Genomic DNA, 16,436 nt, shown 5'->3' with positions numbered 1-16,436 from the left:
AAAGATGGATGCAAAAACGGTGAGTTGCCTCGTCACTCTCGCTCAATCAACTTGGCCATCTCCTTCGTGATCGGCATGACTTCAAAGTCTTTGAAATACATTTCACAGTCGGTGCCGCCATGCATTTGCAATCCAAGCTTGCCCGTCTTTTCACATTCTTCATCGATGATGTCGGAGGTGCAAAAGCCATTCAGTGTTTGAACGAGTCGATCGCCATAGGCCGCCGTGCAGGTTGTATTCCACTGATCGTCTTTGTTGCGAACCTTTCCAACAAACTCGTCGTTGGTGACGATCCAACCGCGTCCGGGGATTGTATTCCCGTCGATGATGCCGGCGGTATGCCATAGAGCGCAATCCTTTCCGTTGTTCGCGATCTCGTTTTGAAACCCACGCAGGACCCAAGGTGCGTCTGTTTCCTCGGCGCGGAAGTACAGCGCACTGTTGCCACCGCGCATCCGATAGGTCACTCGAGCGATGAAGTTGTCGAAGTTGTCATCTGAAATGACCAGGCCATCTTTTCCTTGGCTCTTCGAATGAACGCCGTGCAAGACGCCATCTTTGGTGAATGACCATTCTTCGGGCAGAACAAACCTCGCACCTTCGAGTCCGTATTCCCCGTCGTCATTCTTGACGAAGAAAGATTGCCACTGACTTTCGCCCAAGTCTTTCACGCGGATATCCTTCCACGCAACGGATCCTGTTTCGCCGGAGTGGATTTGAAGCCCAATGAACCCCTTCATCGAAAAACTATCGAAGATGTCGACGACCAAGTTTCCGTTCAGCCAAGTCTTGATCGAAGGACCGACACACTGAATTTCAAGATCATTCCATTCGCCTGGCCGACAGCTTTCCTGAGCCGCATCGAGACGTTCTTGTGGCGTGAAGGCATCGAGCCAAATGATTCCGTGCTTGTGCCCGCGGCGGCCTTCATCGTAAATGCGTCCGGTCATGTCGCCGCCTGGCCGCATTTCGGCTTGGTAACCGAAGACCCGCTGACGATCGCCTTCCTCGCGCGACGCAGAACGGAATTGAACGCCGGAATTTCCGCTTTCCAAAAACTTGTAACGCAGCTTCAAAACAAAGTCGCCAAACTCTTTATCAGAGCACAGAAAGGTATTGCCCGGCGTGTTGGGCGCACATTCTCCGACAATCACGCCATCCTCGACACGATACTTGGCCGATCCGCCACGTTTGACCCATCCACTTAAGTCGCTGCCATTGAATAGCGATACAAATCCCTCCTCCGTGTCAGCGGCCTCGACGTTGTGCGTGATCGATGCCAAAAGTCCGATCGTGATCGCCGCAGCAAGTAGCGTTCTCATTGATGTCTCTCTTGATGATAGTGTGAGATCCAGAGCGAATTACTCCAGTTGTGGTGAACATTCAAAGCAACCACGAGCCTCGGGAGCGTCAACCGTTGTCGATCGTTGGCCCCATTTGCAAATGGATACGCGGCTCAACGGACTCGAATAACGGGACGCATTCTACACAACCATCTGCCTGGCATTGTAGGCGATACGAAGAGATCACTTGATCGCATCTACACGCGACCGGAACCTATCGTGAAGTTCCTAGCATCGACCATTGCATTGCGATGTAGCGGTCATGCTCGCACAACACTTGGCAGTCAAAAAATCAAGCTTGCAGAAGGCTTTCTTAGGACACGCTTTCCTGCATGTCGGCTTCCACGACATTTTTAGCGAAGCTCTGATAGGCTTCGCCGATCTGTTTGGCCATCGGATCAGGCCAAGCGTGAAAATGATCGTTCGCAATCGCGTCAAAGATGGCGGTTGCCACCAGAGTCGGTGACGCGGCGCCCTCTTCAAACCCGGCATTGTGTCCCATGTCAGTATCAATCGGTCCTGGATGGACACTGACAACGAGCGTTCCTTGTTCCTTCAGCGAGTCTCGCAATCCTTGAGTGATCGAATAGCTCGCCGATTTTGAGGCGCAGTAGGTTGCAAACTCAGAAAAAGTCTTCACCGAGGCGACACTGTTGAGTTGAACCAACGCGCCACCTCCATTCGACTTCAATACGGGCGCGAATGCTTGGGCGATTCGCATCAGTCCGTAAACGTTGACGTCCATTTCAAACTTCAGTGTATCAACCGCATCACTTTCGAGAGCGTTCTTCACCTTCAGCACGCCTGCGTTGTTGACCACCACATCAACGTCCTTTGCGACATCAGCCGCAGCAGAGATAGACGCAGGGTCTTCCAAATCGACTCGCACCGGGACGACTCGATCACCGTGCTTCTTGACGAGTTCCTCCGCGGAATCGATGTTCCGCACCGCCGCGTAAACTTTCGACGCGCCTCGATGGAGCGCCTCTTCCAATATCGCTTTGCCAATGCCTCGGTTGGCTCCCGTTACCAGAACCACTTTGTCTTTGATTTCAAATGCCATCTTTCATTCCTTTCTCTTGATTGGTTTGTCAATTTTGGTGATAGCCGCCACTCGACCGTGACAGCCTCGTTTGCCTGCGTCTTGTGCACTTTCACTCAGCTCGCATTTTCCGCTACGGCGTGCCATGTGTTCTTTGAGAAGGCATCATCAAGCGGGGTTTCAGCGATGTGATTGGTGTAGTTGGACAGCACTTTGTAAGCCGTCCCAACAATCACATCGAGAACGGTTACGTTTGTGTAGCCCACCGCCAACAACGCTTCGATGTCTCCGTCTTCCATCCATCCACGTTGAATGTTGACTTTTTCAGCGAACACTCGAAGTGCTTCGAGCTTTGGATCCGCGATGGGAGTGCCTGATCGCAACGACTCGATGACGTCGTCGGGCACCTTCAGGGACTGCATGATCGACGTATGAGCGGCCATGCAGTATTCGCATCCGTTGAGTCGATTGTTGGTCATCGCGATGATCTGACGCTCGGTCGCGTTCAGATTGGTCTTCGTGTCAAAAATCCCCGCAATCGTTCGGTAGGCTTCCAGCAACGCGGGCGACTCCGCCATGACCGCGTGCAGATTCGGAACAAATCCGTAGGTCTTCTGGCTATTTTTTAGCTGCGGTTTGCTGGCTTCCGGAGCAGTTTCAATTGTGTGTGTTTCAAATTCAGTCATCGTCTTGCCTTTGTTTTGACCAAGCGGTCCAAATGGGCTTTCAAAAATCGGAGGACACTTGTCCCTCCGGGGCATCAACCAATGCGGTTGTGCTAGAAAGATGCTTGTTTGCGAGGTTGGACCGCCAATGCGCGACCAGACGCCATCAAAAAAGTCCGAAAGCGTCGGGCCGTTAACGCGGGCAAAGGCGACATCCGTGACGACGTCGGATACTGGAATGGCCTGCCGTGATCGATTGAGACCATCCTCCTGGACGAATCCTCGAAATTTGAGGTGGAATTTTCGTTTGCTGCTCTGGTCCACTTCGTACGATAAGCAACGTTTTCGTTTGCTTTCTAACGTCGTCGAAGATCCAAAATGAACACCGTCCATGTCGGGTGCCAGCTGAACTATCTCGTGAAGTCGCCCTCGATCTTCCTCTTGAACTGTTCGGTCGCAAAGAATCCGCACCAAGTCGTGACTTCTGAGTCGCTTGAGGTCCTGCCGTTTTCGCCGGTCGAAGAATGTGACGTCGGCCCGCTCGGTAACCGAGTCGTTCGGTTGAACGCCCCCGCTGGAGAATTGCAAATTCGCTATGCCGCAACCGTGGGTTTGCAAACGGAATCCGTTGATTCCAATGACGTGATGGAAACCAATTACGAGAATTTGCCGGGCGACATCCTTTCGTATCTGAATCCCAGCCGATACTGCGAATCCGACAAGCTTTATCGCTTTGCCATCGATGAATTCGGACATCTCGTTCCCGGATATTCACGCGTCACCGCCATTTGTAACTGGACGTTCGAGCAACTTGCCTACGTCCCCGGCAGCACCAACTCTTCCACGACCGCTTGCGATGTTTTGCTGCAACGTGCGGGTGTGTGCCGAGATTATGCACACGTCGCGATCAGTTTGTGTCGAGCATTGGGAATTCCGGCCCGTTACGTCTCTGGGTACGCGGTCAATTTGGTTCCACCGGACTTCCACGGTTTCATGGAAGCCTACCTGGATGGGCGCTGGTTCCTTTTCGATGCGACTCGCTTGGCCCCCGTGGGCGGCTTGGTACGAATCGGCACCGGTCGAGATGCAGCCGACGTAGCTTTCGCGACCATCCGCGGTGAAGTGGATTGCACGGGGATGGGTGTGTGGGCGACCGATGCCAATCCGATGGACGAAAGGTTGAGCCCTGACAACGTGCAAACGGGTGTCAGCTCTGCTTGAGCGAATCCAAATTCGCGGCAATGACGATCAACTGAACAATATCGAAATCACTTCGAAACCTTGTGACTTCGAAGCGTCGTGTCAGTCCGAAACATCGCGGCCGGCGGTCCCATGCCGATTACCGCGCCGAATCAACACCGATCGCGTTTCAAGCTCGGTTCTTCATTCGCTATCGATCGTCAGTTGGTTCTGTCGATAGCGGAATGGAGATCACCAAGGCTGCGGCACGATCGTCGTTGTTGGTTCGTCGCGAAGCGTGGCAACTGAGGCAGGTCGCTGACAATCGTATCCTTCCCGCGAATCGATAGGTGTTTTCGTCGGTCTCATCGAAACTCGTTTTGCCGGTTTTCAGTTGCTGTGCCGCTCGTTTTTCAAATCGCGTCTCAGGTTCGTTGTCGATATTCATCGCTTTTAAATCGACCGCGATCCATCGCAACTCGATGCCGTGACTCTTTTCAATTTCGGCAAAGACATCTTCAAGCGAACGCGATGGAATGCTCAGCCCGTCGTCTTCGCGGAAGAAGTCGCGATGCATGACTTGCAACGCACCGTGAAACGTTTCATGCAGAATCATCGCACGCGTTTTTGCTTCGACCAACGTCGGCTTTGGTGGATCATGTGGTGATTCGGCGTCCGAAGAGTGAACCGCTGTTCCACTGTTTGCCGAGTCCAAGTTTGAGACGGTCTGACTGAAAGCGACTGCAGATGTCAGCAACCAACCCAGCATCACGATGCAGGTAAACGAGATCATGCGAGCGTATACGGTCAACGGATTGCCCGGTGAAAAGATGGGATGAAAGCGTCACTAGAAGTTGACGTGAGGAAACGTTGATTGACGCAGCTGAATGAACATTCAATCGCACAGCCAGCATTCTGATGCGTTTACACGGTGTTTCCAAGTGAAATCACAGAATACCAAGCATCGGCACCACGATTGCAATGAAATAGGTTGATACCACGGACGGGGCAATGCCTTCTCTCATTCTTGGAATCGAAACCATGTTGATGCGAAACCCCCACGAAGAAATTGTTGTCACCAAAACGAGTTTGGTTGCACCCAATACCGAGTCACAAACGGTTCACTTGTTTGGACAAGCCGTTCTCTTGTTATTGTTCTTGGTTGCGATCCTGCTTCGTTCGTTGACTTTCTAAACCGCTACCCGTTCTAAACCGCGACCCGATGGTACGGAAGCGATGACCGCAGAATTATCCCGCGGTCGTCGCGTCCTGCCAATCGTCATTCGAGTTGCAAGACGAAATCGTCACTCATTGACGAGTTGGTTTGGGCAGAGTCCACAGCAGCAGTCCCATCCCAGCGATTGCGCTGATTGCGGACCCGACCAGCACGCCAGTCTTGGCAGTATCGAGCCCATCGGCTCCGAATGCCAACCCGTCGATGAACAATGCCATCGTGAATCCGATACCGGCAAGGAAACTTCCCGACATCAAAATTGGCCAGTTCAAACCGCTCGGCAAACGTGCCACGCCCAATCGAATCACCAACCAACTGAACAGCGCAATTCCAAGTGGCTTGCCGACGACCAGACCGATCACGACCGCGATTGCAACGGAGTCACTCAGGTTGGCCGGTTCAATCAACACTCCCGCATTCGCGAGCGCGAAGACGGGCATGATCACATAGGCGGTCCAAGGGTGCAGTGTTACCTCCAAGTACTCCAGCGGTGAAACTGTTTCTCGCGTGAGCTGCTGAACTTCTCGAACCACCTCAGCGCGGTGTAGCCGCCGACTCCACTCCTTCGGTTGAAATTCGTGCTCCTTTTCGTGCAAGTATTCGCGAAAACGCTCGGGCACCAATGTCGGCGTGGCAGGAGTCATCAGTCCGAGGATCACGCCGATCAGTGTCGCGTGAATGCCAGATTCGTGGAGCGCAATCCAAGCGAGAACGCCGACGATCACGTACGGTGGGAAACGACGCACTCCGATTCGCGAAAGGAAATGGACTGCGCCGACCGCGACCGCTGCGAGAAACAAGTAGCGACCGTCCAGCGATTCGGTGTAGCCGATTGCGATCACCAATATTGCGCCAATGTCATCCACGATGGCGAGCGAAAGCAGAAGCACTCGAAGGCTGTGCGGTACGCGAGAACCAAGGATCGCCAGGCATCCCACGACGAAGGCGATGTCAGTCGCCATTGGAATGCCCCATCCCTGCACCCCGGGCTGGCCGTACTGCATGGATAGATAAAGCGTGGCCGGCACGATCATCCCACCGATCGCCGCGGCAATCGGCAGAGTGGCCTGTTTCAAATCCGATAGCGACCCATGGGCGAGTTCACGTTTGACTTCCAGACCAATCACAAAGAAAAACACCGCCATCAATCCATCGTTGATGACGTGATGCAGTGAGTGATGAAAGACGATGTCACCGACGGCAATCGTCAGATCGGTATGCCAAAACGCTAGATAGCTATCTGCCCAAGAAGAGTTGGCCGCGACGAGGGCGACCACCGTGCACAAAATCAGCACCAGCCCGCTGGTTGCCTCGATGTGTAAGAAGCGTGCAAACGGACGTAGCCACCGATCAATAGGTTGAATCGGTAGCGGGAGTCTAGTTTCGATGTGATTCATGCAAGGATTGGGATAGGTCTCTTGGGCGAGAAATAGGGCAGGAAACTAAGTTACGGAATGTCAGGACGCACCGTCATTCCGTTGGTGAATGCGTCGGGGGAAACGATCAGATAGACAAACGTCAATGCCGCTGGCAGCAACAGCAAAACCAGCATGGTGCAGATGACCCCAACGACATAATTCTTTTCATCGTCGTTCGTCAAAAGCTGACTGGGCGGCGGGTTCGGCTCGTCAGACATGTCCGGTCCCAATTCGTCAATGAAGTAGACCGTTTTCGCTGAGTTGGCTTCTACTTCGGTCTGCGGAGACGTTGGGCGGGTGATCAATGCCGGCAGCATCGGTTCTTCCTCCAGTAGGAGTTCCCTCCGGTGGGTCGAAAAACGGTGCCACTCCAAACGAAGAGCTTTCCCGAACAGGTTTCCGACCCCGGATTCACTTTCGAAGACTCTGATGCAGGTACGATGCCGATCCACTCCATCCGAAGCACCGCCACAATCTCAGGATGGCAGACCATCCTCGATTGACAGCTTGAATTGCGAGCAATTTAGGCTCGCGACGACGCAGACAGAATCGGGTTGTTTTTATGCTGACCAGAGCTTCCACCTTTCGTACAAAGAGAGAGCGTCAACCCCGGTTTCCGCGGCGTCCACTTTGGTTGGCGCTCGCGTCATTTCCCGGACGGAATATGCGATATCTATTCGATCGAAAGCCTTCTGTCGCGGGTAGATTTGGCCGACATGCATTGCTATGTCTCTCACCCATTACACGAACGAACCCGGTCTTAGGGTTGATGCGAACAACTGAATCTCGAGCCGTGGATCGTCCCAGCGACGGCATGGTTCCCACCGCGAATTTGCCGGCGAAGACTTGATATCAACTACGATGACTTCATGACACAAAGACACGACCTTTCGGCACAAGTACTTCCTCGTCGCGGTCAATCGATCCCGCCGGAGTTCTTTCGTGCGATCGCCGAAAGCACGGTGGATTGGGAGAGCTGGCAATCAGCCAACGGGCAGGTCGTTTGGGTGAACCAAGCGGTCGAGCGATTCACCGGCTACACGCCCAAAGAATGCCTCGCGATGGATGACTATCCACTGCCAATGATCGCTCCGGAAGATCGCGAACGAATGGGGTGTCACTTGGAGGAAGCATCCAAAGGAAGTACCGGCAACAACGTCGAATTCAAAGTGTTGCATCGTGATCAATCCACGTCGTGGGTCGCCGTTTCTTGGCAGCCGATGACCGATCGCGAAGGCAATTCGTTGGGCTTCCGAGCAAGCTTTCGCGATGTGACGGAACGTCGACAAATGCGGGAGCAACTGCGGGAACAGAATGCAGAACTGGAACACTTGGTACAGATGCGGACCGCCAAAATTGCGGAGCTCGAAAAACATCGACTGAAGATGGAAAAACTGGCCGCGTTGGGCGAACTTGCCGCTGGCGTCGCGCATGAGATCAACAATCCGCTTGCTGGCATCCGAAACGCATTCGCACTTCTCAAGCGGCACCTGCCATCGAACGTGAAGCATTACGACAAACTCGATTTGATCGACGGTGAAATTGAGCGTATTCGTGGCATCACACACCAAATGTTCCAGCTTTATCGGCCGAGTCAGCAAAAGGCCGTCGTATTCAATGTTCGTCGATGCTTGGAAGAGCTGATGTCGCTTGCTCTTCCGATGTCACGCAAATTCAAAGTGAAAGTCGAATTAGAATGCGAGGCTCTTCCGGCGACGAAAGAGCTCGGCGTCGACGAAGTATTGCTTCGTGAAGGCGAATTGAAACAGATCCTTCTCAACCTCGTGCACAATGCGATCCAGGCATCATCGCCGGGTCAGGAAGTCCAGCTCGTCGTCACCGCCAATGATGACGCGTTGGTCTTGCGAGTGGTCGATCGGGGATGCGGGATCGCTAATGATGTGATCGACTCCATCTTTGACCCATTCTTCAGCACCAAGACGACGACGGTGGGGCAAGGCATGGGTTTGGGGCTGTCCGTCACCCGTGGTTTGATCGAGGCGATGCGGGGGTCGATTGACGTTTCCAGCGAACCGAACGAAGGAACCGAGTTTTGCGTCCAACTACCGAGATGCCTGAAGACGGAGCCAGAAGAGCATTGAATACATCAACGACTCAACGCATCTTGATTGCGGACGATGAACCGCTCTTTCGCGAAACGACGGCTGAATTCCTGCGTGAAGAGGGGTATGAATGCCTCTGCGTCGAAGACGCGAACGATGCAATTTCGGTACTTGAGGAACACAAGTTCGATCTGATTCTCTCGGACCTCAACATGCCGGGCAATTTGAAGTTCGAGCTTTTAAAAGAAGGCCGAACCAAGCACTCGGACGTTCCCATGATTGTCGTCACGGGTGCACCCTCACTGCCATCGGCAATCGAAAGCGTTCGCCTGGGTGTCACGGATTACTTACTCAAACCGGTGAAGCTAGAAGAACTGCTCACCGCGGTCCAGCGTTCACTCTCTCAAGCGGGCAATCGGAAAGCGATCGAACAAAGCAGTGCGCCGACACCAGGCGACGAACGAGCGTCAGCCGATACACCCGCTTGGTCGAAAGATCTCGGCATCATCGGTGAAAGCCCAAAGATGCTGGAGGTTTTGGAGATTGTGGAACGTGTGGCGATGAGCGACACCAACGTTCTGATCACCGGAGAAAGTGGAACGGGAAAAGAGGTGATCGCCAAAGCGATTCATTGCCGGAGTCATCGACGTGACAACGCGATGCAAGTGATCGATTGCACTTCGATTCCTGAGTCACTTTTCGAGTCCGCTTTGTTTGGTCATATCAAAGGATCATTCACCGGTGCCGTGAAAGACCAAGCCGGTTTGCTGCGGGCTTGTGATGGCGGCACCGCATTCATTGACGAACTCGGCGAATTGCCTCTGTCTTCGCAAGCGAAATTATTGCGGGTCATTCAGGAACAAACTTTCACGCCGGTTGGCGATAGTCAGTCGATCCGAGTCGACACTCGATTTGTTTGCGCCACGAATCGCGACTTGCAGAATGAAGTTGATGCTGAACGTTTTCGACACGATCTCTACTATCGCTTGGCGGTTGTGCACATCGAGTTGCCTCCACTACGCGATCGTGGCGATGATGTGATTCTACTGGCCAATGCGTTTTTGCAAAAGCATCAACCAGCAGGCGTCAATCCGAGTTCTTTCGCTTACGAGACACTGGAGTGTTTCCGTAGCTACCGCTGGCCCGGCAACATCCGTGAGCTTCGAAACGTCGTCGAACGGTCATTGGCTCTTGCCAAAGGCCCGGTAATCGAGGCCAGCGATTTGCCCAAGCCGCTTCGCGATTCGATCAATGAGACACCTTTCGAAACATTGGATCTGGCCGAAGTGTCGCGTGACGAAGCGCTCGATACCGCCGATCGTGCTTACCTGGTGCAGCTTCTCGGAAAACATCACGGCGTCATCGCCAGTGCGGCTAGGCAAGCGGGACTGTCTCGGCAAGGCATGAACAAGCTTCTGAAACGGCACCACATCGACGCGAATGATTTTCGTAGATGATGTCCGCGTGGAGCAAAATGCCCCGCAGTCCCAGCCGTAAAAGTGATCGGAAGTCTATCGGAATGCGCATTGATTGAGCGTATGCCAAAGACTCGGCGAATAGCCGTGGCCAAAACCTGACAAGCCTCTGAAGCGATACACGATCACTGTTTGCGGGCGGATGGATGAAGAACCCAATCGACGCGAGACGTCCTGCACATGCACATCTCGCCAGGGCACTCGCGTCGCGCCCGATCTGTTTGCATTCTCTATTGCAGCATTTGGTTCGATTTGTCCGACAAGCTTCGCTTCAGGAGTTCGCCTGGGGCTTCAGTCAGCTCAATCGTACGTTTTTGCGGTTCACTCAGCGAAACCTTGTGCTGCGAATGGTCGCTTGATTGGAACAGCAAGTCATCGGCACTGCCCAACTCACGCACGAGTCGGACCAGATCTTCTTCACTCACATCGACAAATGAATCCAACGAACGGAGGGCCGCCAAAACCTGTTCATGAGACGGGGCCGAACCAATACGTTCAATTGCCAAGCCTTCATTTGCAGAGCGAAATAACCCCGCCGGGTAGCGTCGCCAGCGGAATGGTGCATTGATCAATACGGCGAGCGTCAGCATCAAGACAACGTTCAGCAGAATCGGGCACAGAACATACATGTATCCCAGTTCGTGAATGGCATCGCCTCCCATCACAGCAGTGAACGCGGTCGCGCCGCCCGGCGGATGGATGCAACGCAGTTGGTACATCAGTCCAATGGAGATACCAACCGCGAGTGCTGTTGCCAGCGCCGGGTGGCTGATCCATTGGTAACACGTCACACCAATGCAGGCCGAAATCGTATGCCCCGCGACCAGCGGCCAAGGCTGAGACAATGGGCCATGGGGAACCGCATACAGCAGAACCGCGCTTGCTCCCATCGATGCAATCACGCCCGCCGCAGCTAGTCCGGGCAGACAAAGGTTGGTGACGTAGAAAACACAGTAGATTGCGCAGGCGGATCCTACCGCCGAGATCAATTTTTCATGCAGGCTGACTTCAACAAGTTCAACGCCTAACCATCTGCTTCCTAGCATGTGGAATTCAGTTTCAAACGCGTGAATACCGGACGAATCGCCACATCATGTCCGCTCATGATGGGTCGCCGCTCCGGTTGGCCAATCAGACTAGGCGAAACTACTTTTGCGTCAAGCCGCAGTCCCGGAAGCGATCTCGACATCAACGAAACGAAACCTTTGCGTTTGGCGGGATGCGCGCACTGTATCGCGGGTGGTTCCGTTCCACGGCAAAGCTAGCAAGGTCGATATGATCGGCCAGATCGGCCTCCAAAATGGTTCATGTGATAGTTGCAACCCAATCTGCATCAACCGCACAGTTACTCACGTGCAAAGCTCTTATTCAAAACAGTGGGTAAGCAGCGATCTCATGCGACCGGCGTGATCGACAGCGACCCTGTATCGAACAGTCTCTCGTTGCTATATCGATTGCATTCATGGGTTGGAAAATTGCTCTCTCAATGCTGCTCTTGCCAGGACTGGTAGGAATGACACAGCTCGTGTCGTATTCCAGCCAGCCCGGCGATGTCGGCCAGTCTGTGCCAATGTTGCTGCCGCACAGTTTGTCAAGCGTGCAATCATTCGAAGACGCCAATCAAACAACCGTTTTGGTCTTCTATCATCCGCATTGTCCGTGCACGCGAGCGACGATCCGATGCATGGAAAGGATGATCGCATCATTCACCTCTCAACCGACGATCATTGCTTACGCCTTTGTTCCATCCGGTGAGACGGATCATTGGATTGAATCGGAGACGACCGACAAATTGCGATCGTTTGGCAATGTATCCATTGTCGCCGACCACAACGCGAAAGCGTGTCGCCAATTTGATGTCGCAACGTCTGGCCATGTGCTTGTCTATAACGACTCAAAGCTGAGTTTCAGCGGTGGGATCACACCGTCTCGAGGCCACGAGGGAAATTGCGACAGCGGTGTTGCGTTTCTGCATAGTGTCAACGGCGAATCAGAAGATCGCAGGGAATGGCCGGTGTTTGGATGTGCCATCGTTGTCCCCAGCGAAGGTGCCTGATCATGCAAAGTCCAGCGGGTATCGCAGCAACAAACGAATTGTTCCAGAAACGCTACGAGCACGAGTGCTTGTGGGTCCACCGGTTCATGACCTGGATCATGGCGGGGCAATGGGCATTGGGATTGGCATTCGCAGCATTTCTATCGCCACTGACTTGGATTGGACAACGTAACGAGGTCCACATTCACGTTTGGGCGGCGTTTCTGATCGGAATGTCGTTGTCTGGATTCGCGATCCTATGGATGCGGATGTTCCCCCGAGAGGCATCAACGCGTCATGTCGTCGCGGTCGTGCAAATGCTCTGGTCAGCCCTGCTGATTCACCTTTCAGGCGGACGGATCGAGACGCACTTTCACGTGTTTGCTTCGCTCGCAATTCTCAGTATCTATCGCGATTGGCGAATCCTCATCAGTGCGACCGCTGTTGTTGCACTGGATCACTTCGTCCGAGGCGTCTTCTATCCATTGTCGGTGTTCGGCATCATGACCGAGAGCCCCTATCGATGGATTGAGCACGCCGCTTGGGTGTTGTTCGAGGTCGCATTCTTGGCGCCGGGATGTTATCGACTTCGCAAGGAGGTGTGGGAACTTTGTGTTCGACAAACAGAAATCGAGTTTGCAAAACGCTCGGTCGATCAACAGGTCGCTGAACGCACCAAAGAATTGTCGGAAGCCTACGACCTGCTGGCCGAAAAAACCGCGGAAACAGAGAAGCTTGCCCTTGTAGCTCGTTATACCGACAACGCAGTCATCATCACGCACGCGGACGCGACGATCGAATGGGTGAACGAAGGGTTCACACGCATCACCGGCTATTCAGCTGATGAAGTCATCGGCAAGCGTCCTTCGGACCTTCTGCATGGTCCCCAAACCGACCCAAAGGTTTGCTCCGTCATGCGAGATGCAATCGCGAACCGATCGGGATTCAACGTCCAGACAATCAACTACCGAAAGAACGCAGAGCCGTACTGGGTGGACATCGAAGTCCGGCCCATTCACGACGCCGACGGTATTGTTCGACGATTCATCGCCATCGAAGCTGATGCGACGGAGCGAGTTCAACAAGAACAAGAAAAGGTTCGTTTAAACCAGGAGTTGCTCGACGCATCGCGGCAGGCGGGAATGGCAGAGATCGCGACCGGTGTGCTTCACAACGTCGGCAACATTCTCAATAGCGTTAACGTTTCGGTCTCGGTCATTCGCAACCAGTATTCCAAAAGTGCGTTGGCGAACCTAGAGAAAGTGTCTTCGCTGATCGCCGAGCACGAGCAGACTTTTCCCGAATTTGTCGCTACTGATCAACGCGGCAAGAAAATTCCCGCTTACGTCCAACGCGTCACCCATGCACTCAGTGGCGAACGTCAAACAATCGATGGTGAACTAACGGACTTGGTCAAGAACATCGAGCACATCAAGGAAATCGTTGCCGCTCAGCAGTCCATGGCAAGCTCGTCCGAGATGATTCAGGAGCTCGATCTGCAAGGTTTGATTGAGGATGCTCTGGCCGCGAACAAGGCGTCTTTAATGAACCACGACATCAAGATCTCGTTGGATTTGGAAGAGGCCGACAGGTTGATTGTGACTGACAAACACCGGTTTCTGCAGATCGTGATCAACCTGATCAAAAACGCGAAAGACTCCTTGGTTGAAAACAAAATTTCCGATCCGCAGATCATCGTTCGGGCGACGCGGCAAGAAGAATCGAACACGATCTCCGTGATCGACAACGGGATTGGTATTCCGGCTGAAAGCCTTCAGCAGATCTTCCAACACGGGTACACGACCAAGATGGAAGGCCACGGTTTTGGCCTGCACAGCAGTGCGAACACTGCGGGCGAAATGGGTGGTCAATTGGCGGCGTTCAGCGATGGTCCTGGATGCGGTGCACGCTTTGACCTCACTCTGCCAATTGTCCAAAAAGAGAAAACGAGCCCCAAGAACTCCGAGTTAGCTGTATGAACACTTTGAAATTGAGCAAGTCGCACCGAGTGTTGATCGTCGATGACAATCCATCGATCCACGCGGACTTTCGTAAGATCTTCACGCCTCGGCCAACCGAACTGCCCGACATTGATGACTTTGACATCGACGAGGTGCCAGATGAAGGCCTTCAGCAGGAAGGCCTCCGTTTTGACTCGGCGCATCAGGGGTTGGATGCTGTGAAAATGGTCGAGTCAGCGGTCGAACACAACGATCGTTATTCGCTCGCTTTCGTCGACATGCGAATGCCACCTGGGATGGATGGCTTGCAGACCATCGGAGAACTCTGGAAGATCGACCCCGAATTGCAGATCGTCATTTGCACCGCCTACAGCGACCATTCATGGGAGCATGCGGTATCGGTGTTGGGTCACACCGAGAACCTATTGATTCTAAAGAAGCCCTTTGACGATGTTGAAGTCCTCCAGATCGCCGTCGCGTTGACCTGCAAATGGGACTCGGCACGCGCGGCCGGTTTGAAACATCGTGAACTCGAAGAACTCGTTCGAGTCCGCACGGCCGAATTGGAACGAGTTGCTCTGCACGATGGTTTGACTGGGCTGGCCAATCGCATCAAGTTCAACGACCGTTTGAGAGATTCCTTGGCAAATGCAAATTCGCAACCGCCGGCGGTTCTGCTCATCGACCTCGATCAATTCAAACTGATCAACGATACGCTGGGACACCCAGCCGGAGACGAGTTGATTCGGATCGTGGGACAGCGATTGTCCGCTGTCGTTGGAGCGGCTGGTTTGGTTGCACGCTTGGGTGGCGACGAGTTTGCTGTCGTGCTGGATCACAACCCAACTCAGCGAACGATCGAATCCATCGCCGATGGAATTCAATCTTCGGTTGCCGAGCCTGTGTTGTTGGATGGGGTTCCTTTCAGCGTGACGGCCAGCATTGGTATCTGCGGCTCGCCTGATGAAAATTGTGATGCCGATGAATTGATCCGCAATGCGGACATCGCAATGTATCGAGCCAAAGCTGACGGGCGTGATTGCGCCCGATACTTCGAAAAGGGGATGGACCAGCAACTCCGCCAACGTCAAATGATGGAGGCGAATCTGCGTGCGGCAATTGCCAACGATGAGTTCGTGCTCCACTTTCAACCATTGTTGGACCCGAACACCAAAAAAGTCTGCTCGTTCGAAGCATTGCTTCGCTGGGAGCATCCAGAACGCGGACTTGTTCCCCCGTTGGACTTCATTCCGTTGGCGGAGGAGACAGGACTGATTCGACAAATCGGCGACTGGGTTCTCCTGGAGGCTTGTAAAGAAGCCTGCAATTGGCCTGAACACATCCGAGTCGCAGTCAACGTATCCGCCATCCAGTTCCGAGGTGGGACGCTACCAAAGAGCGTCTCGGATGCGATCGAACAATCTGGGATCGCAGGCGAACGCCTCGAAATTGAAATCACCGAGTCCGTGCTCATGGGTGAAAGCCTGGATGCATTGGATCAGCTGCATGCACTGCGAGCGCAGGGTGTTCGCATCGCTTTGGATGACTTCGGCACCGGCTATTCGTCGCTCAGCTACCTGCGACGGTTTCGATTCGACAAATTAAAGATGGACCGCTCATTTGTCCAGAACCTCAACCAAGCCGACGCGATGGCAATTGTCAGCACGATTGCCAATCTTGGGAAATGTTTGGGGATGGCGACCACCGCCGAAGGCATCGAGACGGAGCAGCAAATGCGCTGTGTCATGGAACACGGCTTCACCGAGGTCCAAGGGTATCTCTATGGCCGTCCGATTCCGTCGACCGAGATCCACGCGACTCACTTCGGACAATCGGCTCTTACGAGTAGCCGCGGATAGATCGCTCGGGGACCGTCGCGCGTTTCAACTGGACGATTCGCCGGGCGGTTGCGAGTGAAAAAAGCATCTCGCGTCCCATGCACGCCAAAAAGTTGATAGACTACGGCCCTTCCGGGCCATTCCGCTACCCCGCCGCGGGGCTGCGATGAATGGTCGTTCGGC

Annotated in this window: 14 protein-coding genes; 7 read left to right on the top strand and 7 right to left on the bottom strand. The window is 53.7% G+C overall.

Annotated elements, in window-relative coordinates; genetic code table 11:
• Positions 1–32: 32 nt before the first annotated feature.
• The 3 genes from RB_RS07175 to RB_RS07165 all read right to left on the bottom strand — a co-directional run bounded on the left by RB_RS07175 (position 33) and on the right by RB_RS07165 (position 3,071).
• Entirely contained in the window at positions 33–1,322 is a 1,290-nt protein-coding gene (locus RB_RS07175) for a 3-keto-disaccharide hydrolase (protein WP_011119461.1), read from the bottom strand.
• Between the two features lie 334 nt (positions 1,323–1,656).
• Positions 1,657–2,406, bottom strand: coding sequence for an SDR family oxidoreductase (locus tag RB_RS07170; protein WP_011119458.1), 750 nt, complete (start codon positions 2,404–2,406; stop codon positions 1,657–1,659).
• A gap of 95 nt (positions 2,407–2,501) precedes the next feature.
• A complete protein-coding gene (locus RB_RS07165) occupies positions 2,502–3,071 on the bottom strand; it encodes a carboxymuconolactone decarboxylase family protein (RefSeq protein ID WP_164921658.1) in 570 nt (189 codons plus the stop codon).
• Between the two features lie 357 nt (positions 3,072–3,428).
• Between RB_RS07165 and RB_RS07160 the strand changes: the two genes are divergently transcribed.
• On the top strand, positions 3,429–4,271 hold the full coding sequence (locus RB_RS07160) for a transglutaminase-like domain-containing protein (RefSeq protein WP_007326778.1): 843 nt from the start codon (positions 3,429–3,431) through the stop codon (positions 4,269–4,271).
• Positions 4,272–4,440: 169 nt separating this feature from the next.
• Here RB_RS07160 and RB_RS07155 read toward each other — a convergent pair whose 3' ends face one another.
• Complete coding sequence (locus RB_RS07155; RefSeq protein ID WP_164921657.1) at positions 4,441–5,022, bottom strand: c-type heme family protein; 582 nt, start codon at positions 5,020–5,022, stop codon at positions 4,441–4,443.
• A gap of 218 nt (positions 5,023–5,240) precedes the next feature.
• On the opposite strand from RB_RS07155, the gene RB_RS07150 reads away from it, so the two are divergent.
• Positions 5,241–5,423 (top strand): hypothetical protein, encoded by a 183-nt coding sequence (locus RB_RS07150; protein WP_007326780.1) that lies wholly within the window; start codon positions 5,241–5,243, stop codon positions 5,421–5,423.
• Between the two features lie 114 nt (positions 5,424–5,537).
• Here RB_RS07150 and nhaA read toward each other — a convergent pair whose 3' ends face one another.
• On the bottom strand, positions 5,538–6,860 hold the full coding sequence (nhaA, locus tag RB_RS07145; RefSeq protein ID WP_011119453.1) for a Na+/H+ antiporter NhaA: 1,323 nt from the start codon (positions 6,858–6,860) through the stop codon (positions 5,538–5,540).
• Between the two features lie 50 nt (positions 6,861–6,910).
• Positions 6,911–7,198 carry a hypothetical protein gene (locus RB_RS07140; protein WP_011119452.1) on the bottom strand — a complete coding sequence of 96 codons (288 nt, stop codon included), beginning with the start codon at positions 7,196–7,198 and terminating at the stop codon, positions 6,911–6,913.
• Between the two features lie 552 nt (positions 7,199–7,750).
• Here RB_RS07140 and RB_RS07135 point away from each other — a divergent pair.
• Both RB_RS07135 and RB_RS07130 read left to right on the top strand, forming a co-directional pair.
• Entirely contained in the window at positions 7,751–8,983 is a 1,233-nt protein-coding gene (locus tag RB_RS07135; RefSeq protein ID WP_011119450.1) for a two-component system sensor histidine kinase NtrB, read from the top strand.
• Positions 8,980–10,401, top strand: a complete 1,422-nt coding sequence (locus tag RB_RS07130; protein ID WP_164922760.1) for a sigma-54-dependent transcriptional regulator — start codon at positions 8,980–8,982, stop codon at positions 10,399–10,401. Before RB_RS07135 ends, RB_RS07130 begins: the two co-directional genes overlap by 4 nt.
• Positions 10,402–10,649: 248 nt before the next feature.
• Here RB_RS07130 and RB_RS07125 read toward each other — a convergent pair whose 3' ends face one another.
• Positions 10,650–11,465: an HPP family protein gene (locus RB_RS07125; protein ID WP_011119447.1), complete on the bottom strand. Its 816-nt coding sequence runs from the start codon at positions 11,463–11,465 to the stop codon at positions 10,650–10,652.
• Positions 11,466–11,881: 416 nt separating this feature from the next.
• On the opposite strand from RB_RS07125, the gene RB_RS07120 reads away from it, so the two are divergent.
• The 3 genes from RB_RS07120 to RB_RS07110 are packed head-to-tail and all read left to right on the top strand — an operon-like array spanning position 11,882 to position 16,274.
• Entirely contained in the window at positions 11,882–12,475 is a 594-nt protein-coding gene (locus RB_RS07120) for a hypothetical protein (RefSeq protein WP_011119444.1), read from the top strand.
• Positions 12,476–12,477: 2 nt separating this feature from the next.
• Positions 12,478–14,433: a PAS domain-containing protein gene (locus RB_RS07115; protein WP_011119443.1), complete on the top strand. Its 1,956-nt coding sequence runs from the start codon at positions 12,478–12,480 to the stop codon at positions 14,431–14,433.
• Positions 14,430–16,274, top strand: coding sequence for a putative bifunctional diguanylate cyclase/phosphodiesterase (locus RB_RS07110; protein ID WP_011119442.1), 1,845 nt, complete (start codon positions 14,430–14,432; stop codon positions 16,272–16,274). Before RB_RS07115 ends, RB_RS07110 begins: the two co-directional genes overlap by 4 nt.
• Positions 16,275–16,436 lie beyond the last annotated feature (162 nt).

Origin of the sequence: Rhodopirellula baltica SH 1 (assembly GCF_000196115.1) — a bacterium.
GTDB lineage: Bacteria > Planctomycetota > Planctomycetia > Pirellulales > Pirellulaceae > Rhodopirellula > Rhodopirellula baltica.
This window is presented reverse-complemented; position numbering and strand designations above follow the sequence as displayed.

Bases quoted from the DNA above. Each gene is read 5' to 3' on its own strand.
- RB_RS07135 (WP_011119450.1), top strand. From the start codon at position 7,751: ATGACACAAAGACACGACCTTTCGGCACAAGTACTTCCTCGTCGCGGT.
- RB_RS07160 (WP_007326778.1), top strand. From the start codon at position 3,429: ATGAACACCGTCCATGTCGGGTGCCAGCTGAACTATCTCGTGAAGTCG.
- RB_RS07165 (WP_164921658.1), bottom strand. From the start codon at position 3,071: ATGACTGAATTTGAAACACACACAATTGAAACTGCTCCGGAAGCCAGC.
- RB_RS07140 (WP_011119452.1), bottom strand. From the start codon at position 7,198: ATGCTGCCGGCATTGATCACCCGCCCAACGTCTCCGCAGACCGAAGTA.
- RB_RS07110 (WP_011119442.1), top strand. From the start codon at position 14,430: ATGAACACTTTGAAATTGAGCAAGTCGCACCGAGTGTTGATCGTCGAT.
- nhaA (WP_011119453.1), bottom strand. From the start codon at position 6,860: ATGAATCACATCGAAACTAGACTCCCGCTACCGATTCAACCTATTGAT.
- RB_RS07150 (WP_007326780.1), top strand. From the start codon at position 5,241: ATGCCTTCTCTCATTCTTGGAATCGAAACCATGTTGATGCGAAACCCC.
- RB_RS07120 (WP_011119444.1), top strand. From the start codon at position 11,882: ATGGGTTGGAAAATTGCTCTCTCAATGCTGCTCTTGCCAGGACTGGTA.
- RB_RS07125 (WP_011119447.1), bottom strand. From the start codon at position 11,465: ATGCTAGGAAGCAGATGGTTAGGCGTTGAACTTGTTGAAGTCAGCCTG.
- RB_RS07170 (WP_011119458.1), bottom strand. From the start codon at position 2,406: ATGGCATTTGAAATCAAAGACAAAGTGGTTCTGGTAACGGGAGCCAAC.
- RB_RS07175 (WP_011119461.1), bottom strand. From the start codon at position 1,322: ATGAGAACGCTACTTGCTGCGGCGATCACGATCGGACTTTTGGCATCG.
- RB_RS07115 (WP_011119443.1), top strand. From the start codon at position 12,478: ATGCAAAGTCCAGCGGGTATCGCAGCAACAAACGAATTGTTCCAGAAA.
- RB_RS07155 (WP_164921657.1), bottom strand. From the start codon at position 5,022: ATGATCTCGTTTACCTGCATCGTGATGCTGGGTTGGTTGCTGACATCT.